Source organism: Glycomyces terrestris, from assembly GCF_003933745.1.
Classification (GTDB): Bacteria; Actinomycetota; Actinomycetes; order Mycobacteriales; family Micromonosporaceae; genus Glycomyces; species Glycomyces terrestris.
In genome coordinates this window covers 574823-596452 of sequence record NZ_RSEB01000004.1, presented here as the reverse complement: position 1 = coordinate 596452, position 21630 = coordinate 574823, and the positions used below count along the sequence as shown (strand labels likewise).

Here is a 21630-nt window from a genome sequence, read left to right as displayed (position 1 = left end):
GGCCGAAGCGCGCCGCCGGACGACCGGGAGGCGCGCTTCGCCGTTCCCGCCTGCGGCGACATACCCCGCGGCGAGACCGGTGTGACTGGTGTTGCGTTCCCGGGGATCTCTGCTATGGTGCTTGGAAACGTTCTTAAGAACGTTCCCAAACCCCTCCTACCTCGCAGGGATGAGGATGGCTGAGACACCGAAGTCCAACCTCCAGCTCGTGGCCGCCAAGGCCGGGGTCTCCGTGTCCTCCGTGTCGCGGGTCCTCAACGGCGGCTCCGCCAGCCCGGAGCTCGCGCGCAAGGTCAGGGAGGCCGCCGCCGAACTCGGCTACGTCCCCCACGCCAGCGCCCGCACCATGCGCACCGGCCGCACCGACCAGATCACCCTCGCCGTCGCCGACGTCGGCAACCCCGTCTACGTGCAGATGATGCGCACCGTCACCGGCATCGTCGCCAAGGCCGGGTACCGGCTCGTCGTCTCCTCCACCGGCAGCGACCCCCAGGCCCAGATCGACCTCGTCACCAGCCTCAACCGCGGCTACGCCGACGGGCTCCTCATGAGCCCGCTGCGCATCACCGAGGACCTGATCGAGGCCATGCGGTCCAGCCGCCTCCCGATCGTCGTCATCGGCACCCTCCCCGCCGACGTCGCCCTCGACAACGTGCGCGCCGACTCCGCCACCGGCATCGGCCTCGCCGTCGAGCACCTCGTCGCCCAGGGCCGGCGCCGCATCGCGCTCGTCAACGGCCCCGTCGACACCGTCCCCGGCTCGGCCCGCCTCGCCGGGTACCTCGCCGCCGTCGAGCGGTTCGGCCTCGCCACCTCCTCCGAACTCCAGGTCACCGCGACCGCGTTCACCTACCGCGCCGGCCGCAAGGCCACCGCCGCGCTCCTCGGCCAGGCCAGCCCGGACGCGATCATCGGCGCGAACGACCTCCTCGCCGTCGCCGCCCTCAAGGAGCTCGCCGCCGCCGGGACCCGCGTCCCCGAGGACGTCGCCGTCGTCGGCATGGACGACACCGACGCCGCCGAACTCGCCACCCCCTCCCTCACCTCCGTGGACCTCGGCTCCGCCAAGCGCGCCAAGGCCGCCGCGAAGCTCCTCATCCGCCGCATCCAGGAACCGGGCGCGCCCGTCAGCCGCATCGTGATCCCCCCGGCCCTGTCGGTCCGCGAGTCCACCGGGGGACCGGCATGACCGCCCTCGCCGCTCCCGCGCCGCCCCGGGCCCGCCGCCGCTCCGCCGAGGGCCGCGACGCCTGGCTCCTGGTCCTCCCCGCGCTGCTCCCGGTGATGCTGTTCAGCGTCTACCCGCTCGTGTACGGCGTCGCCCTCGGCTTCACCGACGCCCAGGCCGGCCTGAACGCCGAGACGCACTTCAACGGCCTCGACAACTACGCCGCCCTCGCCGGGAACGAACTGTTCTGGAACTCCTTCAAGATCGGCCTCGTGTGGGCCTTCAGCGTGACGGCCCTCCAGTTCCTCGCCTCGCTCGGCCTCGCGCTGCTGCTCAACCTCGACCTGCGGCTGCGCTGGCTCGCCCGCACGCTCGCGCTCATCCCGTGGGCGATGCCCCCGGTGATCATCGCGATCATGTGGCAGCTCATGCTCAACCCGAACTACGGGCCCGTCAACCGCACCCTCGAGACCCTCGGCCTGCCGTCCTCGGTCAACTGGCTCGGCGAGTCCGCGATCGCGCTCCCGGTCGTCATCGTCGTCGGCGTGTGGGCCGGCATGCCGCAGACCACGATCACGCTCCTGGCCGGACTCCAGTCCGTGCCCGCCGAGCTGAACGAGGCTGCCGCGATCGACGGCGCGAGCACCTGGCGCCGCTTCTGGCACGTCACCCTCCCCGCCCTGCGGCCCATCGTCACCGCGATCACCACGCTCGACCTGATCTGGAACTTCAACTCGTTCGCCCTCGTGTTCGTCCTCACCGCGGGCGGCCCGGGCGGGACCACGATGCTGCCGAGCCTGTTCGCCTACAACGAGGCGTTCCGGTACGGCAACTTCGGCTACGCCGCCGCCATGGGCAACGTCATGGTGGTCCTCATCGGCGCCTTCCTGTTCCTGTACCTGCGCGCCCAGATGCGGAGGAGGCACCAGTGACCAAGCGCAGCCCCGCCACCCGCCCGCTCCAGTACCTGGCGCTCGCGGCGTACATGGCCTTCCTCGGATTCCCCCTGGTGTTCCTGCTGACGACCGCGTTCAAGACCGACCGCGAGATCCGCTCGCCCGACCCGGCCTTCCTGCCCCAGAGCCTGAACCTCGACAACTTCACCGCCGCGATCGAACGCGCCGACCTGTTCCGCGCCGCCGGCAACAGCCTCCTCACCGCGGCCACCACCACCGCGATCGTCACGGCCGTCGCCCTCCCGGCCGCCTACGCGCTGGTGCGGTTCCGCACCCGGCTGCGCGCCGCCGCCACCGGCTGGATCCTGCTCTCCCAGGTGTTCCCGTTCATCCTCATCATCATCCCGCTGTTCCTGCTGCTCAAGAACATCGGACTGGTGAACACCCTCCTCGGCCTGGTCCTCGTCTACGCCGTCTGGGCGCTCCCGTTCGCGCTGTGGATGCTCCAGGGCTACGTCGCCGCGATCCCCGTCGAACTCGAGGAGGCGAGCGCCGTCGACGGCGCCGGCCGGTTCAAGACGCTCCGCAAGATCGTCCTCCCGCTCCTCGCCCCCGGCCTGGTCGCCACCAGCCTGTTCACGTTCATCAACTCCTGGAACGAGTTCTTCTTCGCGCTCGTGCTCATCCAGGACCCCGACATGCAGACCCTGCCGCTCGCCCTCGCCCGCTTCGTCGGCGCCGAGGGGCAGGTCCAGCTCGGGCCGCTGGCCGCCGCCGCGCTCCTCGCGTGCCTGCCCAGCCTCGTGTTCTTCATGCTCATCCAGAAACGGCTCACCGCCGGACTCCTCAGCGGCGCGGTCAAAGGCTGACCGCACCGACCACCACGGAAAGAGAGAAAGCAATGCGCACTCGCACCAGCGCCAGCGTCGCCGCGGTCGCAGGCGTCCTCGCCCTGCCCCTCGCGCTCACCGGCTGCTCCGCCTTCGGCGTCGGCGACGACTCCGGCGACGGCGGGACGGTGACCCTGACCTTCCAGTCCCTCGCCTACCAGGACACCACCATCGCCGCCACGCAGGACATCGTGGACGCCTGGAACGAGGCCAACCCCGACGTCCAGGTCGAACTCGTCCAAGGCTCCTGGGACAACGTCCACGACCAGCTCGTCACCCAGTTCCAGGGCGGCACCGCGCCGGACGTCATCCACGACGAGTCCGCCGACATCATGGGCTTCGCCGAGCAGGGCTACCTCGCCGACCTGAGCCCCTACCTCGGCGACGACACCAAGGCCGCCGTCTCCGAGGACATCTGGGGCACCGTGACCGCCTCCGACGGGTCCGTCGTGGCCGCCCCGACCCTGCTCCAGTCCTACGTGGTCTTCGCGAACACCGACGCGTTCGCCGACGCCGGCGTCGCCCTCCCGACCGGTGAGAGCCTCGCCTGGGACGACTTCCAGGGCCTCGCGGCCCAGCTCGCCGCCGACGGCGGCTTCGGCCTCGGCTGGGGCCTCCAGCAGCCCACCGCCGCCGTCATGAACCTCGCCCTCGGCTTCGACGGCACGTTCTTCGACGGCGACCAGATCACCGTGGGCGACGACGAACTCGCCGTGCCCGAGCGCATCCACGCCATGGCCTACGACGACGCCTCCCTCGACCCGGTCTCGCTGACCCAGTCCGGCTCCGACGTCCTCCCCGGCTTCTTCGACGGCACCTACCCGATGTACGTCGCCGGCAACTACATCGCCCAGCAGATCACCGAGTCCGCGCCCGAGGGCTTCAACTGGGCCGTCCTGCCCCCGCTCGCGGGCACCGCCGGCGCGACCCAGGCCGCCAACCCGCAGACCATGTCCGTGGCCGCCGAGTCCGAGCACGTCGAGGAGGCCGCCGCGTTCATCGACTTCTTCATGCAGGCCGACCACCAGGCCGCGCTCGCCCAGGGCGACTGGCTCATCCCGTCCTCGACCGCCGCCCGCGACCTCGTCGCCGAGCAGACCGCCGGCGACAACGGCTGGGACGCCATCCTCGCCTCCGGCGAGGGCCTGTCGGCCGCGCCCTTCCAGTCGGCCGTGAACTACCCGCAGTGGAAGGACCAGTACGCGACCCCCGCCCTCCAGCAGTACCTGGCGGACGAGATCACCGTCGACGAGCTCCGCACGCAGCTCACCGACGGCTGGAACGACCTGGGCTGACCCCCGCCGCACACCCCGCCCGCCGGGGCCGAGCCCCGGCGGGCACCGAACCGACACAGAGGAGACACGATGGACCTGCCGCACACCGCCGCGACGGACCTGCTGGCGGACAAGGCGACCGGCGCGCTCGCGGGCGCCGCGGTGGGCGACGCGCTCGGCGGCGCCGCCGAAGGGAACACCCCCGAGGCGATCCAGCGGCGCTACGGCGGATTCATCGAGGGGATCGTGCCGCCTTTCAACGAGGACTGGCGCAACGCCCGCCCCATCGCCCCGTACCACAAGGGGGACGGGCACATCACCGACGACACCCTCATGACGGCCGCGCTCGTCGACGTCTACGGCACCGTCCGCGACCACCTCACCGCCCACGACGTCGCCGCCCACCTGGTGCCACTCCTCATGGGGGAGAAGCGGTGGATCCCCGAGTTCGAGTCCGAGGCGCTGCTGCTGCACCGGATCTTCCTCGCCGAGAAGTGGCTCGTCGCCCGCCTCCACTACGGGCACGTCGACCCCCGCGAGGCCGGGGTCGGCAACATCGTCAACTGCGGCGCGACCATGTACGCCGCCCCGATCGGCATCGTCAACGCCGGGGCCCCCGACGCCGCCTACGCCGAGGCCGTCGACGTCGCCGGCGCCCACCAGTCCTCCTACGGCCGCGAGGCCGCCGGCGTCTACGCCGCCGCCGTCGCCGAGGCCATGCGCCCCGGCGCCGACGTCGCCTCCGTCGTCGCCACCGCGCTCCGCCTCGCCAAGGACGGCACCCGCGACGCCATCGCGGCCGTCACCGACGCCGCCCGAGGCGTCACCGACTGGCGCACCGGCCTCGCCGACCTGCGCCGCGCCGTCGAACCGTACGACACCGTCGGCCCCGACTACCGCGCCCCCGCGATGGACGCCCGCATCCCCAGCCGCACCAAGGCCATCGAGGAGCTGCCCATCGCCCTCGGCATGCTCGTCGCCGCCCGCGGCGACTACCGCGACGCCGTCCTCGGGTCCGTCAACTACGGCCGCGACTCCGACTCCATCGCCGTCATGGCCGGCTCCCTCGCCGGAGCCCTCGGCGGCCTCGCCGCCGTCCCCGCCGACTGGGTCGCGGACGTCTCCGACGCCAGCCGCATCGACGTCACCGCCACCGGGCCCGTCATCGCCGCCGTCGCCCGCGACGTGTGGGCCGCCGACGCCGCCCGCGCCGCCGGCGTCGCCGCCGCCCGCGCCGCCTACGCCGGGGCCGCCGCATGATCCGCCTCTCCTGGACCCAGCCCGAGGACCTCGTCCCGCACGCCCTCGAAGCCGCCCGGCTCGACGGCCGCGACGCCGCCGCGATCCGCGACCGCTGGACCGCCGCCGGCGGCCCCGCGGACCCGCCCGCCTCCGGCGCGACCCCCGAGCCCGCCCCGGAAGCCCTGCGCGCCTTGGCCCGCGAACTCCTCGACGACCTCGACCGCCTCCCCGACCCGCCTGGGCTCGCCGAGGCCGAACCCGACGACCCCGGGCCCGTCCTCGCGCTCGCGCGCCCGCCCGAGCTCCCCGACCCCGGCGACCTCCACGACCGCGTCCTCGGCGCCTGGCTCGGCCGCGCCGCCGGCTGCCTCCTCGGCAAACCCGTCGAGAAGCTCCCGCTCGACGGCATCCGCGCCATCGCCCGGTCCACCGGCAACTGGCCCCTCCGCGGCTACTTCACCGAGCGCGGCCTCGACCCCGCCGTCGCCGCCCGGTACCCGTGGAACCGCCGCTCGCGCCCCACCAGCCTGGCCGAGCACATCGACGGCATGCCCGAGGACGACGACCTCAACTTCCCGCTCATCGCCCTCACCCTCCTCGAACGGCACGGCGAGGGCTTCACCACCGACCACGTCGCCCAGGCCTGGCTCGACCTCCTCCCCGGGGGCCGCGTCTTCACCGCCGAGCGCATCGCCTACCGCAACCTCCTCGACGGCGTCGAACCCGAGCGGGCCGGCGCCGTCCGCAACCCCTTCCGCGACTGGATCGGCGCCCAGATCCGCACCGACCTGTACGGCTGGACCCGCCCGGGCCTGCCCGTCGAGGCCGCCCTCCTCGCCTGGACCGACGCGCGACTCTCCCACGGCCGCAACGGGATCTACGGCGCCATGTTCGCCGCCGCCGCGAGCGCCGCCGCCGTCGCCGGCGCGCCCGTCGACCTCGTCCTCGCCGCCGGCCGCTCCGTCGTCCCGCCGCGCAGCCGCTACGCCGCCGCCCTCGCGCGCGGCATCGCGCTCGCCGACGGCGACCTCGACGACGAGGCCGCGATCGACGCCCTCCACGCCGAGTACGGGCACCTCCACTGGGTCCACGTCCTTCCCAACGCCGCCCTCCTCGCGTTCGCGCTCGCCCGCGGCGGCGGCGACTTCCACCGCACCGTCACCCTCGCCGTCTCCGGCGGCTGGGACACCGACTCCGTCGGCGCCACCGCGGGCGCCCTCACCGGCGCGATCACCGGCGCACGCGCGCTGCCCGACCAGTGGACCGCGCCCCTGGACGACCGCTACGCCACCTCCGTGCCCGGCTTCGCCGGCGCCCGGTTCTCACAGCTCGCGACCCGCACCCTGGAGGTCTCCCGATGCGCGTCCTCGTGATCGGCTCCGCCAACCTCGACCTCGTCTACGAAGTCGAGCGCCTCCCCGCGCCAGGCGAGACCGTCCTGGCCGCCGGCTCCGCCTCCTACGCGGGCGGCAAAGGCAACAACCAGGCCGTCGCCGCCGTCCGCGCCGGCGCCGACACCCGCTTCATCGCCGCCCTCGGCCGCGACGACGCCGGCGACCGCCTCGCCGCCGAGGCCCGCGCCGCCGGGATCACCCTCCTCGACCGGCGCGTCGACGCCTCCACCGGCACCGCCGCGATCCTGGTCGACCGGCGCGGCGAGAACTCGATCGTCGTCGACTCCGGCGCGAACGCCCGCCTCACCGACCTCAGCGCCGCCGAACGCGAAGCCGTCGCCGCGGCCGACGTCCTCGTCCTCCAGCTCGAGACCCCGCTCGACACCGTCGCCGAAGCCGTCCGCGTCGCCCGGGCCGCCGGGACCCGCGTGGTCCTCAACGCCGCCCCCGCCGCCCCCGTCCCGCCCCCCGTCCTGCGCGGCGCCGACGTGCTCATCGTCAACGAGCACGAGGCCGCCGCCCTCGCCGGGCCCGGCGCCGACCCGATGACCGCCCTCACCGCGCACGGCTGCGCCGTCGTCATCACGCTCGGCGCCGGCGGCGCGCTCGTCGGCTCCCCCGGCGAGGACCCCGTCCCCGTCCTCAGCTACACCGTCGACGCCGTCGACACCACCGGCGCCGGCGACACCTTCGTGGGCGCCTTCGCCGCCGCGCTGTCCGGCGACGGCGTCGAGGCGCTCGTCGCCGCCACCGGCTTCGCCACCGCCGCCGCCGCGATCAGCGTGCAGCGCAAAGGCGCCGTCCCGTCCATCCCGACCCTGGAGGAGGTGCGCGAGTTCCGTGACGCACGCTGACCCCGCGGCCGCCGCCGACGCGTTCGACCCGCTCGCGCCCCGGCCCATCGACCGACCCACCGTCCTGCCCCCGGGCGGGAAGATCGACCCCGAGGCCGGGGACGTGGCGAAGATCTTCGCCGCGCCCGACGACCCTGCGGACTGGCCCGCCTGGCGCGAGGACCTCGCCGCCTGGCGCGACGAGGCCCGCGCCCGCCTCGCCTACAGCGGCGAGGCGTACGAGGACCCCGCGACCCGCTGGGCCTCCCGCGCCTTCGCCGTCGCCCAGGTGTGGCTGTGGGACGAGCGCCTGTTCGACCACGCCTCCCAGACCTTCACCGTCGACCGGTTCCTCGACGCGATCGCCTCCCAGGGCGGCCTCGACGGCCTCGTCCTCTGGCACGCCTACCCCGTCATCGGCATCGACGACCGCAACCAGTTCGACTACTACCGCGACGTGCCCGGCCTCGCCGGCCTCGTGCGGGAGTTCCACGACCGCGGCCTGCGCGTCTTCGTCGACTACAACCCGTGGGACACCGGGACCCGCCGCACCGGCCGCGAGGACGCCGCCGAGCTCGCCGACCTCATGCGCGAGACCGGCGCCGACGGCGTCTTCCTCGACACCCTCAAGGAGGGCGACGCCGCGCTCACCCGCGCCCTCGCCGGGTACGTCCTCGAAGGCGAGTCCCGGGTCGCCAACCCGCGCATCGAGGACCACCTCCTGTCCTGGGCCCAGTGGTTCGCCGACTCCGAGGCGCCCGGCGTGCAGCGCGCGCACTGGTACGAGCGCCGCCACATGATGCACTCGATCCGCCGCTGGAACCGCGACCACTCCGGCGAGCTCCAGACCGCGTGGATGAACGGCACCGGCGTCCTGGTGTGGGACGCCGTGTTCGGCGTGTGGGTCGGCTGGAACCGCCGCGACGAGGCCACGCTGCGCCGGATGCTCCGCGTCCAGCGCGCCGCCGCCGACGTCCTCCTCGACGGGGAGTGGGCGCCGCTCGAAGGCGCCACCCCCGAGGCCGTCGCCGCCGGCGTGTACGCCTCCCGCTGGACCCGCGGCGATCTGACACTGTGGACGATCATCAACCGGCGGGACCTCGACTGGGTCGGCGACCCCCTCGCGGCCCCCGCCGCGGGCCGCCGCTTCGACGTCACCGCCGGGACCGAGGTCGCCGGCGCCGTCAAGGTCCCCGCCCGCGGCGTCGCCGGCGTCCTCGAACTCGCGCCCGGCGCCGCGCCCCCCGCCTGGCTCGACGGTCTCCTGCGCGAGGCCGCCGCCGACCCCGGCTCCTCGGACGCGGCCTTCCCCGCCCGCGAAGCCGTCCGCGTGCGGCCCCCGCGCTCGGCGATCACCAGCCCCCCGAACACCGCCGTCCGCGTCGAGGCCGGCCGCCGCGACGTCACCGTCGCCTACCGCCGCCGCGAGACCGGCTTCTACCAGGGCGCGCCCTACGTCGAGGAGTGGAAGCCGCTCCCGCCGCGCCTCCACGACCCGCGCGAGGAGCGCCTCGAGATCGCGGCCGGCCCGGTCGCCGTGGCCGCCACCGAGGTCACCGTCCGCCAGTACCGGCAGTTCCTCGACCGCACCGGCTACGCGCCGCAGGTCCCGAACCGGTTCCTGTGCGGCACCGAGGGCGCCGACCCCATGGCCCCGGTCACCGGCGTCTCCCTCGACGACGCCCGCGCCTACGCCGCCTGGGCCGGCGCCCGCCTGCCCGACGAGTTCGAATGGCAGCTCGCCGCCGGCCTCCCCGGCTTCACCCGCCGCCGACCGGCCGTGTGGAACTGGACCGAGAGCGAGCACTCCGACGGCGTCACCCGCTTCACGATGCTCAAGGGCGGCAGCGCGCACCGCTCCGAAGGCTCCGACTGGTACGCCGACGGGGGCCCGCGCGACCCCGAGTTCAGCCTGAAGCTCCTCCTCCCGGGCCTGGGCCTGGAGCGGTCGAGCAGCATCGGATTCCGCATCGCCTGGGACCTGCCGGAGGCAACCGCATGACCGCACCGCTGGAGGGCCTGCGCGTCCTCGACGTCTCGACCCTGTTCGCCGGGCCGATCGCCGCCACCTTCCTCGGCGACTTCGGCGCCGACGTGATCAAAGTGGAGCATCCGACGAAGCCGGACGCCGCCCGCGGCCACGGCCCCTCGAAGGACGGCGTCAACCTGTGGTGGAAGACCCTGGGCCGCAACAAGCGCACCGTCACCGTCGACCTCGGCACCCCCGAAGGCGCCGACCTGTTGCTGCGCCTCGCCGCCGGCGCCGACGTCCTCATCGAGAACTTCCGGCCCGGCACCCTCGAGCGCTGGGGCCTGGGCCCCGAGCGCCTCCACGAGGCCAACCCGCGCCTCGTCGTCGCCCGCGTCACCGCCTTCGGCCAGACCGGCCCCTACGCCCGCCGGCCCGGCTTCGGCAGCCTCGCCGAGGCCATGAGCGGCTTCGCGGCCCTCACCGGCCAGCCCGACGGGCCGCCCACGCTGCCGCCGTTCGGCCTCGCCGACGGCATCGCCGCGCTCGCCACCGCGTACGCGGTCATGGTCGCGCTCCGCTCCGCCGACCGCGACGGGGCCGGCCAGGTCGTCGACCTCGCCATCATCGAGCCGATCCTCATGCTCCTCGGCGGCCAGATCACCGCCTACGACCAGCTCGGGGTCCTCCAGCCGCGCAGCGGGAACCGCTCGGTGAACAACGCGCCGCGGAACGTCTACCGCACCGCCGACGGCGAGTGGGTCGCCGTCTCCACCAGCTCCCAGTCGATCGCCGAGCGCGTCATGCGCCTGGTCGGACGCGGCGACCTCGTCGACGAGCCCTGGTTCGCGACCGGGCACACCCGCGCCGAGCACGCCGACGAGCTCGACGACGCCGTCGCCGCCTGGATCGGCGCCCGCCCCACCGCCGAGGTCGTGGCCGCGTTCGAGGACGCCCAGGCCGCCGTCGCCCCCGTCTACGACGTGCGCGGCGTCCTCGCCGACCCGCAGTACCGGGCGCTCGGCACCGTCCAGACCGTCGAGGACGAGGAGCTCGGCCCGGTCCGGATGCAGAACGTCCTCTTCCGGCTCTCGGCGACGCCCGGCGCGATCCGCTGGCCCGGCCGCCGCCACGGCCAGGACACCGACGAGGTGCTCGCCGAGGTCGGCGTCACCCGCGAGCAGCTGGAACGACTGCGGGAGCAGGGGATCGTATGAACCCGGTCAGCGCCCTCTACGTCCCGGGCGACCGCCCGGACCGCTTCGACAAGGCCGCCGCCTCCGGCGCCGACGTCGTCATCCTCGACCTGGAGGACGCCGTCGCCGGCGACGCGAAGGCCGCCGCGCTCGACCACGTCACCGCCTGGCTCCGCGGCCGCACCGGCGGCCCCGCGGTCCAGGTCCGCGTCAACCCGGGCGCCGACCACGAGATCCGGGCCGTGCGCGCCACCGGCGCCCGGGTCGGCCTCCGCATCCCCAAAGTGGAGGCCCCCGAGGACCTCGGCGCCGTCGCCTCGCTCGCGCCCGGCCTGCCGCTGACCGCGCTCATCGAGTCCGCGCGCGGCCTCGAGCACGCCGCCGCGATCGCCGCCCACCCGGCCGTCGCCGCGCTCGCGCTCGGCGAGGCCGACCTCGCCGGCGACCTCGGCTCGACGGCCGACGCCGTCCTCGACCACGCCCGCATCCGCCTGCTCGTCGCCGCCCGCGCCGCCGACCTGCCCGCCCCGATGCTCTCCGCCTACCCGCGCATCCAGGACCTCGACGGCCTGCGCGCCGACACCGAGCGCGGCCGGGCCCTCGGCCTGCGCGGCCGCACCGCCGTGCACCCCAAGCAGATCCCCGTGATCCGCGAGGTCTTCGCGCCGACCCCGGAGGAGACCGCGTGGGCCGAGGCCGTCCTCGCCGCCCTCGAACACGGCGGCGTGGCGACCCTCCCGAGCGGGGAGATGGTCGACCCCGCGATGCTCGGCCGCGCCCGCGCCATCCTCGGAATCCGGTAGCGCCGGAGCCGGAGCGCCCGCGATACTCGGGCGATGACGCTCATCCGACGCGAGACCGCCGCAGACCGCGAAGCCGTCCACGCCCTCCAGACCGCCGCCTTCAAGGACGCCCCGCACTCCTCGGGCGGCGAGGCCGACCTCGTCGACGCCCTGCGCGGCACGGACGCCTGGGCGCCCGAGCACTCCCTGGTCGCCGAGGTCGACGGCCGCCCGGTCGGCCACGTCGTCTCCACCTACGGGACCCTCGGGGAGACCCGGGTGCTCGGGCTCGGCCCGATCGGCGTCGACCCCGCCTTCCAAGGCGCGGGCATCGGCTCGGCCCTCATGCACGCCGCGATCGGCGCCGCCGACGCCCGCGACGAGCCTGCGATCCTCCTCCTGGGCGACCCGGGCTACTACGCCCGCTTCGGGTTCGTGCCCGCCGCCGACCACGGCGTCGCGCCCGAGCACCCCGAATGGGGCGCGTACTTCCAGATCCGCATCCTCACCGCCTGGCGCCCCGAACTGCGCGGCACGTACGCGTACGCGCCCCCGTTCGCCGAGTTCGGCTGAGACGCCGGTCGCACTCCGCTGAATCCGGGCCCGCCGCGTCGTCTGACCAGGCGGAGAGGGGAGGACAGGTGACCGAAGCGAACCTGCCGAAGGCGGCACTGTGGGACGCCGTGTTCGCCGAGCGCAAGGCCCTCGCGGCCGACCTCGCCGGACTCGACGAGGAGGCGTGGCGCACGCCCTCGCTGTGCGAGGGGCTCTCGGTCCGCGAGCTGCTCGCCCACCTCACGGCGGGCGCGAGCCTGTCGTGGCCGCGCTGGATGCTCGGGGTCATCAAGTGCCGCTTCGACTTCGACGCGCAGGTCGACGTCCAGCTGCGCCGCCGCCTCGGCCGCTCCGGCGCCGAGACCCTGGCCGCGTTCGAGGGCGTCGCCACGAGCACGACCAGGCCCATCCCGCTCAAGGCGATGCTCGGCGATATCGTCGTCCACGGCGAGGACATCCGCCGGCCCCTCGGCATCCGCCGCGAGCACCCCGTCGCCACCGTGACCGCGGTGGCCGCCTACTTCCAGCGCACGAACCTCGCGGTGCCCTCGGCCAAGCGCGCCGCCGGGCTGCGCCTCGAAGCGACCGACGGCCCCTTCAGGGCCGGCTCGGGCCCGCTCGCCGCCGGCCCGACGATCGCGCTCGTCGGCGCGATGACCGGGCGCGCCGTCTACTGCGACGAGCTCGACGGCGCGGGCGTCCCGGTCCTGCGCGAGCGCTGCGAGTCCCGCTGAGGAGACGAGAAGGCCGCCGGGCCCGATCGGGCCCGGCGGCGTCGTCCACGCGCTAGCGCAGGTCGAACCGGTCGAGGTTCGCGACCTTCACCCACGCGGCCGCGAAGTCCTGCACGAACTTCTCGGCGGCGTCGTCGCTGCCGTACACCTCGGCCAGGGCCCGCAGCTCGGAGTTGGAGCCGAACAGCAGGTCCACGCGGGTACCGGTCCACTTGACCTCGCCGGTGGCGTCGTCGTGGGCCTCGTAGACCCCGTCGGCGCCGGCCTTCCAGGTCACGCCCGGAGCCAGGAGGTTCCGGAAGAAGTCGTTCGTCAGCTGACCAGGGCGGTCGGTGAACACGCCGTGCGGGGCGCCCTCGAAGTTCGCGCCCAGGACGCGCAGGCCGCCGATGAGGACGGTCATCTCCGGCGCGGTGAGCGTGAGCAGGTTCGCCTTGTCCACGAGCAGGAACTCCGCGGGGACGCGGTGGCCCTTCCCGAGGTAGTTGCGGAACCCGTCGTGGGTCGGCTCGAGCGGCGCGAACGAGTCGGCGTCGGTCTGCTCCTCGGTCGCGTCGACGCGGCCGGGCGCGAACGGCACCTCGACGTCGAACCCGGCGTCCTTCGCGGCCTTCTTGACCGCGACGGTGCCGCCCAGGACGATGAGGTCGGCGAGGGAGACGCGCTTGCGGTCGAGCTGCGCCGAGTTGAACGCCTCCTTGACCTCCTCGAGCTTGCCGAGGACGAGGCCGAGCTTGTCGGGCTCGTTCACCGTCCAGCCGCGCTGCGGCTGGAGGCGGATGCGGGCGCCGTTGGCGCCGCCGCGCTTGTCGGAGCCGCGGAACGACGACGAGGCCGCCCACGCGGTCGAGACGAGCTGCTGCACCGTCAGGCCCGAGTCGAGGATGCGGGCCTCGAGGTCGGCCACGTCGGCGTCGGTGATCTGGTCGTAGTCGGCCGCCGGGAGCGGGTCCTGCCAGATCAGGTCCTCCTCGGGCACCTCGGCGCCGAGGTAGCGGACCTTCGGGCCCATGTCGCGGTGGGTGAGCTTGAACCAGGCGCGGGCGAACGCGTCGGCGAAGGCCTGCGGGTCGTCCTTGAAGCGGCGCGCGATCGGCTCGTAGACCGGGTCGAAGCGCAGCGACAGGTCGGTGGTGAGCATCGTGGGCGCGTGCTGCTTGGTCGGGTCGTGCGCGTCGGGGACGGTCCCGGCGCCGCCGCCGTCTTTCGGCCGCCACTGGTGCGCGCCGGCGGGGGACTTGAACAGCTCCCACTCGTAGCCGAACAGGATCTCGAAGAAGCTGTTGTCCCACTGGGTCGGCGTGGTGGTCCAGATGCCCTCGAGCCCGGAGGTGATGGCGTCGCCGCCCTTGCCGGTGCCGAAGCTGCTCTTCCAGCCCAGGCCCAGCTCCTCGATCTCGGCACCCTCGGGCTCGGCCCCGACGTGGTCGGCCGTGCCGGCGCCGTGGGTCTTGCCGAAGGTGTGGCCGCCGGCGATGAGCGCGACGGTCTCCTCGTCGTTCATCGCCATGCGCGCGAACGTCTCGCGGATGTCGCGGGCCGCCGCGATCGGGTCCGGGTTCCCGTTGGGGCCCTCGGGGTTGACGTAGATCAGGCCCATCTGCACCGCGGCGAGCGGGTTCTCCAGCTCGCGGTCGCCCGAGTAGCGGGCGTCGCCGAGCCAGGTGGTCTCGGGGCCCCAGTACACGTCCTCGTCCGGCTCCCACACGTCCTCGCGGCCGCCGGCGAACCCGAACGTGCGGAAGCCCATCGACTCCAGCGCCACGTTCCCGGCCAGGATCATGAGGTCGGCCCAGGACAGCTTCCGGCCGTACTTCTGCTTGACCGGCCACAGCAGGCGGCGGGCCTTGTCGAGGTTGCCGTTGTCGGGCCAGGAGTTCAGCGGCGCGAAGCGCTGCTGGCCGGAGCCGGCGCCGCCGCGGCCGTCGCTGATGCGGTACGTGCCCGCGGAGTGCCAGGCCATGCGGATCATGAGCGGGCCGTAGTGCCCGAAGTCCGCCGGCCACCAGTCCTGCGAGGTCGTCAGGACCTGCTCGATGTCGGCCTTGACGGCCGCCAGGTCGAGCGACAGGAACGCCTCGCCGTAGTCGAAGTCCTCGCCCATCGGGTTGCCCTCGGCCGGGTTCTTGGCCAGGAGCCGCAGGTTGAGCCGGTCCGGCCACCAGCCGCGGTTGCCGCCGCCCTGCGCCGGGACGGGCGCGCGCCCGTGCGCGACGGGGCACTTCGACTCGGCCCCCGCCTCCGCGTCGTGGACGACGGCCTCGTGATCCTGAGACATGGCTCTCCTCCTCATGATTCGCGGGAGCCCCGAACCCCTGCCAGGGCGGTTCCCGCACCAGGTCTAAACAACAACTTACTCGCAGTTTAGACAGAGTCTAAATCAGGGCCCCCGGTCGGCCCGCGACCCGTGCGGACCGGATCACGCGCCCATTTTCACGGACGATCGCCCCGATGGGGGAGGAATCCCTCATCCGGTCCCCGGTCCGAGGCCGAGGAGCCGCGCGTCCGCCGGATCAGGCGGAACAGCTCACCGCCGCCCTCCGCCTCGTCCGGCGGCTCCTCGCCACCGGGCCGCAAATCGGTTGACCCCCTATCCGGCAAGCGGTTGAATGCGCGGCATGGATCCAGCAGCGGCCGCGGCCGCACTCGGGCTCGGCGCGCTGCGCGGGCCCGCCGAAGCCCTCAAGCGCGACGAGCACTCCCCGGTGTGGCGGCTCGACACGGACTCCGGCACCTGGGTCGTCAAGGCGACCGTGCCGCACGGCGACTACTGGCACGCCGACGTCGCCCAGACGGGGCGGCTGGAGGCGGCGGCCTGGCGCGCCGGGGTCGACATGGCCGAGCCGCTCGTGCCCGCGGGCGCGGCCTCGGGCCTGTGGGTCGCGGTCGGCGGCGGCGCGTACGCCAGGGCCGCGCGGTTCCTCGACGGGCGGCACGCCCCCGCGCCCGTGCCGCCGCGCCTGGCCGCATGGGCCGGCGCGACGTTCGCGGCCCTCGAACGGCTCGCGGTCGCGCCCGACCCGTCCGGCGCCGGCGACTACGCCTCGCGCTTCCACCCCGAGTCCGACTGGGACGAGTGGCTCGGCCAGGCCCGCGACCTCGGCGTGCTCGACACCGCTCAAGCGGGTGCCCTCAAGGACGCCGCGATGCGCATCGCCGCCCTCGGCGAGGCCGCCGAGAAACCGGCCGAAGTCGTCGTCCACGGCGACTTCAGCCACCTGAACATCATGGTCACCCCGGAGGGCCCCAAGCTCATCGACTTCGACTCCGGCGGACCGAACGTCCCCTGGTGGGAGCTGGTGGCCATCGCCGTCGAGATGGGCGCGCCCGCACTCGGCGTCATGGAGCCCGACCGGGCCAGCGTCGAAGCGTGCGTCGCCGGCTACGCGGCCGCGGGCGGCACGCCCGGTCCGGCCGACGAGTCGGCCTTCACCGGCATCCTCACCGGCCGCCTCGCCTCCACCGCCTGGCAGCTGTGGATGGCCTGCGGCCACCGCGGCGGCAGCGCCGCGCAGCGGGCCCAGTTCGGCCGCGACGTCCGCGCCTCGGTCACCGCCCTGACGACGATGCTCGAGGCCGTCCCCACCTGGGCCGCCTGGCTCAAGGGCTGACCGGCGTCATCCGCTCAGCCCCTTCGGCTTGCGGGCCGCGGGGGAGCAGACCGCCGCCACCGCCACCAGGACGAGGACGACCAGGAACGCCTTGCGCAGGCCCACCTCCTCGCCGAGGAGTCCGATGAGGGGCGGGCCGACCAGGAACGCGAGGTACCCGATCGTCGCCACCGCGGCGACGTTGGCGGTGGCCTTGCGCGGATCGTCGGCGGCGGCGGACATGCCCACGGGGAAGCCGAGGGACGCTCCGATGCCCCACAGGACCGAGCCGGCGATCGCGACCGGGGCCGTCGGGCCGATGATGACCAGCAGGAGCCCGGCGAACGCCAGGAGCGCCGAGCCGGCGAGGACCGGGACGCGGCCGAAGCGGTCGAGGGCGGCGCCGCCGAAGAGGCGGCCGGCCGTCATCGCGGTGACGAACACGGCGAAGACCGCGGCGCCGCCGGGGTTGGTGAGGCCGTAGCCGTCGACCATCGCCAGGCCCAGCCAGTCGTTCGCCGAGCCCTCGGTGAACGCCATCCCGAGGATGATGAGTCCGATGAGGAGGATGCGCGGGTCGGTCCACGCCGAGAGGCGGGTGCGCCAGCCCGCTGGCGTCCCGGGCTCGGCCTCGTGCGGCTCCTCGGCGGGCTGGAGGTAGCGGACCACCCACAGGTCGAGGGCGATGACGACGACGCCGACGGCCGTCAGGTGGGCCTCGACGGGGACGCCGAGCTGCTCGGTGAGCGCGCCCGTGCCGGCGCCGAGCATGGTGCCGACGCTGAACCCGGCGTGGTACATCGGCATGAGCGTCTTGCCGATGCGCCGCTCGTTGGCCGCTCCGGCGACGTTCATCGCCACGTCGAGCACCGCGTTGCCCGCGCCCGAGACCATGAGCGCCAGGAACAGCAGCCAGAAGCTCGGCGTGTACCCGGCGATGAGCCCGGCCCCGATGAGGCCCACGGCCGCGGTCGCGAGGAACCACACGATGGCCCGGTTGACGCCGAGGTGCGTGATCACGTGGCTGGAGGCCACGAGCCCGAGGATCGCGCCGCCGGAGAGCCCGAGGATGAGGACGCCCATCTCCTGGGTCGAGGCCCCGAGGATGTCGCGGATGTTCGGCACCCGCGCCGCCCAGTTCGCGAACACGAACCCCGAGAGCGCGAAGATCGTGAACACGGCGTTGCGCCAGCGCGCCAGCACGGGGTCGGTGCGGGGAGGGCGCTCGCGCAGGGAGGAATCGGTCACGTCGGTCCAATCGAACGGTGGGCGCACGGGTGCCCGGCGCGGGCACCGGGGACCAGCTTGCATCCGATCGGCCCGTTCGACAAACCATTTCGACAGGTGAACGGCGGTTGATCGCTAAATATGAGCGGAACCCGAGGTCAGGCTAGGATGGCCCGCATGGAGGAGCGGTACTCGATCGGGGAGGTCGCCGAGGCGACCGGGCTGAGCGTGCACGCGCTCCGGTTCTTCGAGCGTGAGGGCCTGTTCCTGCGGCCCATCCCGCGCTCCAGCGGCGGGCGGCGGGTCTTCGACCGCGCCGACGTCGAGTGGCTGACGCTCATGAACCGGCTGCGCGACTCCGGGATGCCGATCGCGGGCATCCGCGAGTTCGCGTCGCTCGTGGCGGCCGGGCCGGGGAACGAGGCCGAGCGGCTCAAGCTCCTCCAGGACCACGAGGCCGCCGTCCTCGCCAAGATCGCGGAGCTCCGCGCCTGCCTGGAGGTCATCCACGGCAAGGTCGTCGTGTACGAGGCCCACGTGAACGCCGGCACCGCCCGCGGCCTGTGGGACCCTGCTTCCTAACGACGCTGCTCCCTAACGACGCTGCCTCCTAACGACCCCGCCTCCGCCCTCGCCGAGATCGAGGCCGGCGACGACCGGTCCGCCGTCCTCGGCGCGGTCCTCCTCGCGGCGCTCGCCGTCCTCCTCGCCCAGCACGCCGCCGCCGAGCGCGGCTGGACCGCGCAGCCGTTGGCTCCGCGAAGCCCTTGCGGCCCTGCACGACCGCGAACCGTCCGGGTGGGTGCTCGCCGCCGGCGTCGCCGCCCTCCTGGACGACCTGCTTCGAGAACGGCGCCGTCTTCTCAACCACCCCGCTCCCTGATCCAGCGGTGCTCCCGGTCCCTGACCGCTTGCGCCGCAACGCCGCCCGCGCGGCTCCGTCCCGCTTCCCGCGGGCCGGATTTCCCTCCACTGCGCTCTATCCTGATGCGCCGATCGCTGCCATACTCATTGGTATCGATACCATCGGGACGGAGGACAGTCTTGAGAAGACTTCCGATCGCTTGCGCCGCAGCGGTATTCGTCAGCATGCTGGTCATCCAGCCCACCCAGGCCGCCCCACCGGAACCGGCCCCTGAGTCCACTTCCCACGCCGAGACCGACACGGCGGACCTGCCGCAGCAGGGCGTCTCCGAACCCCAGCCGTTCGACCAGGAGGCGTTCGACGCGTTCACCGACGACGGCGACGCCGCGTTCGGGCCCGCCTCCGGCGACACCTGGGGCTCGGCCCTCGCCGCCGAGCGCAGCCCCGTCCGCCAGGAGATCACCGCCGAGGCCCTCGGCGCCGAGCCGTTCGCGATCGAGGACGCCGCCACCGCGGCCGTCGACGACTGCGCCTCCTCCTACACCTACAACTTCCACGACTACGAGTGCCAGGCGTTCGCCGGGGACTTCGTGTTCCTCTACGACGTCAAGGACAGTCCGGGCGATACCCGCGGCGTCCCCGCCGACGCCGGCGCCAACGGCCGCCCCACCGCCGTGGTCGACATGATCAACGCGATCGCCGAAGCCCAGGACGCCTACCGCGACATGGGCTACGAGGTCGACCCCGGCAGCGGCCCGTGGGCGGTCGTCGTGGGGCTCAACGAGGTCCAGGAGGGCTGGTTCCACGGCAGCGCGTTCACGCTCCCGTTCGGCGCCAACGACCAGCCGATGATCGTCCTCCCCTCCGACCCGGGCCTGAACGACTCGGACAACTACGACTACCTGCCCCGGCACGAGTTCTTCCACATCGTCCAGTACCAGTACTGGGACGACACCGGCGAGATCAACTGGGCGTGGGTGCGCGACTGGATGGGCGGCACCGACTTCAAGACCATGAACTGGTGGATGGAGTCGACCGCCGAATGGGCCACGCTCATGTCCTACCGGCTCCAGCCGTACGACCCGCGCAACCCCACCGCCGCGATGATGTACGCGCACGCGATCCCCGACTTCCTCGGCGACCCCGGCCGCGCCCTGAACGCCGCCGAAGCACTCGGCAGCTCGCGCCAGTACAGCACCTTCCCGCTCGCGTTCTACCTCAACGAGCAGACCGAAAGCGTCTCGGCGGTCCGCAAGACCTGGGAGCACATCCGCGACCACGACTCGACGCCGATCACCGCCATCAAGGCCGTCCTCACCGGGTACGGGCTCGACATCCCCTCGACCCTCCTCGGCTTCTCCGTCGCGAACTACCGGCTCGCGGCCGAGCAGGGCGGCGCCCCGCCGAACCCCATGGCCGGGTACGGGTACGCCGACGAGGAGCGCGACCTGTGGCGCGACTTCCTCATGGGCGACTCCCGCACCGACGACCACCTGCTCGGCGAGTACCGCCCCTACCGCACCACCCGCGCCGTCCCCATGGGCACCCAGGAGACCTATACCGCGATGATCGAACCGGGCGGCTCCGCCTACTTCGACTTCTCGGCCGTCCAGCACTCCGGCGACCCGACCGACGGCTACCGGTCGAAGCTCACCATCGCCACCGAGGACCGCGACGACCTCGAGTACGTGGCCATGGTCTGGTCCCCGCAGGGCAGTCCGGGCACGCTCGCGGAGTACCCGACCGCCGCCCGCGCCGTCTACCCCGACGCGAGCAACGTCATCACCGTCGCCGACTACGCCTACCCGATGGTCGTCACCCTCATCGCCACCCGCACCGACCTCCAGACGAACTCCGTGGAGGCCGACGGCGACGGCCGCGAGTACCGCTTCCGCGTCCGGGCCCTCGTCCCGCTCGACCATCCCTCGTGCAACCTCTCGAACCTGAACGTGAGCACCCTTCAGGACGACGGCGTCGCCCCCGAGCAGCTGTTCCTCGACTACGCCGAGTCCACCCCGAACGGCTGGACCGGCGGCGACTCGACCTACTCGGTGCGCCTGCCCGACGGGGACCTGCTGTGGCTGTTCTCCGACACGTTCCTCGGCCCCCTCAACGACGACGGCACCCGACCGGTCACCGCGCCGCTCATCAACAGCACCTTCGTGAGACAGGAGGGCAGCAGCCTCACCACGATCCAGGGCGGCACCACCGCCGCCCCGGAGGCGATCATGCCCCCGCCCGAGGCCAACCACTGGTACTGGCTCGGCGACGGCATGATCTCCCGCCAGAACGGCACCGACTACCTCCAGGTCGTCTTCCAGGAGTACCTGCGGTTCGGCACCGGCGACTGGGACTGGCGCTTCGACCAGAACGTCGTCGCCACCTTCGCGCTCTCCGACCTGACCGACCCGATCCGCGTCGAGGCCCTGCCCTCGCAGGCCGGCGCCTGGGGCTCCGCCCTCCTCCCCGCCAGCCAGTCCGGCGACGGCTACACCTACATCTACGGGCTCGCCGACGCCCCCACGAACAAGAAGCAGCGGATCGCCCGCGTGCACGGCACCGACCTCGGCGCGACCGAGAAGTGGCAGTTCTGGACCGAGCACGGCTGGACCGCATACGAGTCCGACACCGGCATCGGCCTCAACGGCATCGCCAACGAGTACTCGGTGACGAAGTGGAACGGCCAGTACCTCCTGGTCAGCCAGGACTCCACGGTCGGCTTCAGCAACAAGGTGTACGCGTACACCTCGTGCTCGCCGGCCGGGCCCTTCACCAACCAGAGCCTCGTCTATCAGATGCCCGAGACCGGCATGTTCGGCGTCCCGTACTACGACGAGCGGATCTTCGCCTACAACCCCCACATCCACGCGACGCTCAGCTCCGGCAACCGGTTCGTCATGTCCTACAACGTCAACACCTTCGACAGCCGCATGACCGAGGAGGGCTCGCACTACACCGACCCGAGCATCTACAAGCCCCGCTTCATCAGCTTCACGCTGAGCTAGCCCGCCGCGC

18 protein-coding genes are annotated in these 21630 nt (G+C 73.4%); 15 read left to right on the top strand and 3 right to left on the bottom strand.

The window, feature by feature from the left end:
* Window positions 1–175: 175 nt before the first annotated feature.
* The 12 genes from EIW28_RS16775 to EIW28_RS16720 all read left to right on the top strand — a co-directional run bounded on the left by EIW28_RS16775 (window position 176) and on the right by EIW28_RS16720 (window position 12933).
* Window positions 176–1189 (top strand): LacI family DNA-binding transcriptional regulator, encoded by a 1014-nt coding sequence (locus EIW28_RS16775; protein WP_125248837.1) that lies wholly within the window; start codon window positions 176–178, stop codon window positions 1187–1189.
* Window positions 1186–2100 carry a carbohydrate ABC transporter permease gene (locus tag EIW28_RS16770; protein WP_125248836.1) on the top strand — a complete coding sequence of 305 codons (915 nt, stop codon included), beginning with the start codon at window positions 1186–1188 and terminating at the stop codon, window positions 2098–2100. The genes EIW28_RS16775 and EIW28_RS16770 overlap by 4 nt, the downstream gene beginning before the upstream one ends.
* A gap of 53 nt (window positions 2101–2153) precedes the next feature.
* Window positions 2154–2933: a carbohydrate ABC transporter permease gene (locus EIW28_RS16765; protein ID WP_125249062.1), complete on the top strand. Its 780-nt coding sequence runs from the start codon at window positions 2154–2156 to the stop codon at window positions 2931–2933.
* A gap of 32 nt (window positions 2934–2965) precedes the next feature.
* Window positions 2966–4249, top strand: coding sequence for an ABC transporter substrate-binding protein (locus tag EIW28_RS16760; RefSeq protein ID WP_125248835.1), 1284 nt, complete (start codon window positions 2966–2968; stop codon window positions 4247–4249).
* 69 nt (window positions 4250–4318) lie between these two features.
* Window positions 4319–5488, top strand: coding sequence for an ADP-ribosylglycohydrolase family protein (locus EIW28_RS16755; protein WP_125248834.1), 1170 nt, complete (start codon window positions 4319–4321; stop codon window positions 5486–5488).
* Complete coding sequence (locus EIW28_RS16750) at window positions 5485–6843, top strand: ADP-ribosylglycohydrolase family protein (protein WP_125248833.1); 1359 nt, start codon at window positions 5485–5487, stop codon at window positions 6841–6843. Before EIW28_RS16755 ends, EIW28_RS16750 begins: the two co-directional genes overlap by 4 nt.
* The gene (locus EIW28_RS16745; protein ID WP_125248832.1) at window positions 6828–7718 is read left to right on the top strand and encodes a ribokinase; all 891 of its coding nucleotides are present in this window, start codon (window positions 6828–6830) and stop codon (window positions 7716–7718) included. Before EIW28_RS16750 ends, EIW28_RS16745 begins: the two co-directional genes overlap by 16 nt.
* Window positions 7705–9699 carry an SUMF1/EgtB/PvdO family nonheme iron enzyme gene (locus tag EIW28_RS16740; protein WP_125248831.1) on the top strand — a complete coding sequence of 665 codons (1995 nt, stop codon included), beginning with the start codon at window positions 7705–7707 and terminating at the stop codon, window positions 9697–9699. The genes EIW28_RS16745 and EIW28_RS16740 overlap by 14 nt, the downstream gene beginning before the upstream one ends.
* On the top strand, window positions 9696–10883 hold the full coding sequence (locus EIW28_RS16735) for a CaiB/BaiF CoA transferase family protein (protein ID WP_125248830.1): 1188 nt from the start codon (window positions 9696–9698) through the stop codon (window positions 10881–10883). The genes EIW28_RS16740 and EIW28_RS16735 overlap by 4 nt, the downstream gene beginning before the upstream one ends.
* Window positions 10880–11665 (top strand): HpcH/HpaI aldolase/citrate lyase family protein, encoded by a 786-nt coding sequence (locus tag EIW28_RS16730; RefSeq protein WP_125248829.1) that lies wholly within the window; start codon window positions 10880–10882, stop codon window positions 11663–11665. Before EIW28_RS16735 ends, EIW28_RS16730 begins: the two co-directional genes overlap by 4 nt.
* Before the next feature lie 33 nt (window positions 11666–11698).
* Window positions 11699–12217 (top strand): GNAT family N-acetyltransferase, encoded by a 519-nt coding sequence (locus tag EIW28_RS16725; RefSeq protein WP_125248828.1) that lies wholly within the window; start codon window positions 11699–11701, stop codon window positions 12215–12217.
* 68 nt (window positions 12218–12285) lie between these two features.
* Window positions 12286–12933, top strand: a complete 648-nt coding sequence (locus EIW28_RS16720; protein WP_232014011.1) for a maleylpyruvate isomerase family mycothiol-dependent enzyme — start codon at window positions 12286–12288, stop codon at window positions 12931–12933.
* A 52-nt stretch (window positions 12934–12985) separates the two neighbouring features.
* Here EIW28_RS16720 and katG read toward each other — a convergent pair whose 3' ends face one another.
* A complete protein-coding gene (gene katG / locus EIW28_RS16715; protein ID WP_125248826.1) occupies window positions 12986–15211 on the bottom strand; it encodes a catalase/peroxidase HPI in 2226 nt (741 codons plus the stop codon).
* A gap of 340 nt (window positions 15212–15551) precedes the next feature.
* Between katG and EIW28_RS16710 the strand changes: the two genes are divergently transcribed.
* Window positions 15552–16544 (top strand): aminoglycoside phosphotransferase family protein, encoded by a 993-nt coding sequence (locus EIW28_RS16710; protein WP_158630434.1) that lies wholly within the window; start codon window positions 15552–15554, stop codon window positions 16542–16544.
* A 6-nt stretch (window positions 16545–16550) separates the two neighbouring features.
* Here EIW28_RS16710 and EIW28_RS16705 read toward each other — a convergent pair whose 3' ends face one another.
* Window positions 16551–17771 carry an MFS transporter gene (locus EIW28_RS16705; RefSeq protein ID WP_197717326.1) on the bottom strand — a complete coding sequence of 407 codons (1221 nt, stop codon included), beginning with the start codon at window positions 17769–17771 and terminating at the stop codon, window positions 16551–16553.
* Between the two features lie 156 nt (window positions 17772–17927).
* Here EIW28_RS16705 and EIW28_RS16700 point away from each other — a divergent pair, with 156 nt between their 5' ends.
* Window positions 17928–18332 (top strand): MerR family transcriptional regulator, encoded by a 405-nt coding sequence (locus EIW28_RS16700; protein WP_125248823.1) that lies wholly within the window; start codon window positions 17928–17930, stop codon window positions 18330–18332.
* 12 nt (window positions 18333–18344) lie between these two features.
* Here the strand turns inward: EIW28_RS16700 and EIW28_RS25450 are convergent, their stop codons facing one another.
* A complete protein-coding gene (locus EIW28_RS25450) occupies window positions 18345–18467 on the bottom strand; it encodes a hypothetical protein (RefSeq protein ID WP_269462608.1) in 123 nt (40 codons plus the stop codon).
* A gap of 372 nt (window positions 18468–18839) precedes the next feature.
* Between EIW28_RS25450 and EIW28_RS16695 the strand changes: the two genes are divergently transcribed.
* The gene (locus EIW28_RS16695) at window positions 18840–21620 is read left to right on the top strand and encodes a hypothetical protein (RefSeq protein ID WP_125248822.1); all 2781 of its coding nucleotides are present in this window, start codon (window positions 18840–18842) and stop codon (window positions 21618–21620) included.
* Window positions 21621–21630 lie beyond the last annotated feature (10 nt).

Coding starts and splice junctions, on each gene's coding strand:
- EIW28_RS16725 (WP_125248828.1), top strand. CDS start 11,699: ATGACGCTCATCCGACGCGAGACCGCCGCAGACCGCGAAGCCGTCCAC.
- EIW28_RS16730 (WP_125248829.1), top strand. CDS start 10,880: ATGAACCCGGTCAGCGCCCTCTACGTCCCGGGCGACCGCCCGGACCGC.
- katG (WP_125248826.1), bottom strand. CDS start 15,211: ATGTCTCAGGATCACGAGGCCGTCGTCCACGACGCGGAGGCGGGGGCC.
- EIW28_RS16700 (WP_125248823.1), top strand. CDS start 17,928: ATGGAGGAGCGGTACTCGATCGGGGAGGTCGCCGAGGCGACCGGGCTG.
- EIW28_RS16745 (WP_125248832.1), top strand. CDS start 6,828: ATGCGCGTCCTCGTGATCGGCTCCGCCAACCTCGACCTCGTCTACGAA.
- EIW28_RS16735 (WP_125248830.1), top strand. CDS start 9,696: ATGACCGCACCGCTGGAGGGCCTGCGCGTCCTCGACGTCTCGACCCTG.
- EIW28_RS16775 (WP_125248837.1), top strand. CDS start 176: ATGGCTGAGACACCGAAGTCCAACCTCCAGCTCGTGGCCGCCAAGGCC.
- EIW28_RS16770 (WP_125248836.1), top strand. CDS start 1,186: ATGACCGCCCTCGCCGCTCCCGCGCCGCCCCGGGCCCGCCGCCGCTCC.
- EIW28_RS16755 (WP_125248834.1), top strand. CDS start 4,319: ATGGACCTGCCGCACACCGCCGCGACGGACCTGCTGGCGGACAAGGCG.
- EIW28_RS16760 (WP_125248835.1), top strand. CDS start 2,966: ATGCGCACTCGCACCAGCGCCAGCGTCGCCGCGGTCGCAGGCGTCCTC.
- EIW28_RS16695 (WP_125248822.1), top strand. CDS start 18,840: ATGCTGGTCATCCAGCCCACCCAGGCCGCCCCACCGGAACCGGCCCCT.
- EIW28_RS16750 (WP_125248833.1), top strand. CDS start 5,485: ATGATCCGCCTCTCCTGGACCCAGCCCGAGGACCTCGTCCCGCACGCC.
- EIW28_RS16765 (WP_125249062.1), top strand. CDS start 2,154: ATGGCCTTCCTCGGATTCCCCCTGGTGTTCCTGCTGACGACCGCGTTC.
- EIW28_RS16710 (WP_158630434.1), top strand. CDS start 15,552: ATGGATCCAGCAGCGGCCGCGGCCGCACTCGGGCTCGGCGCGCTGCGC.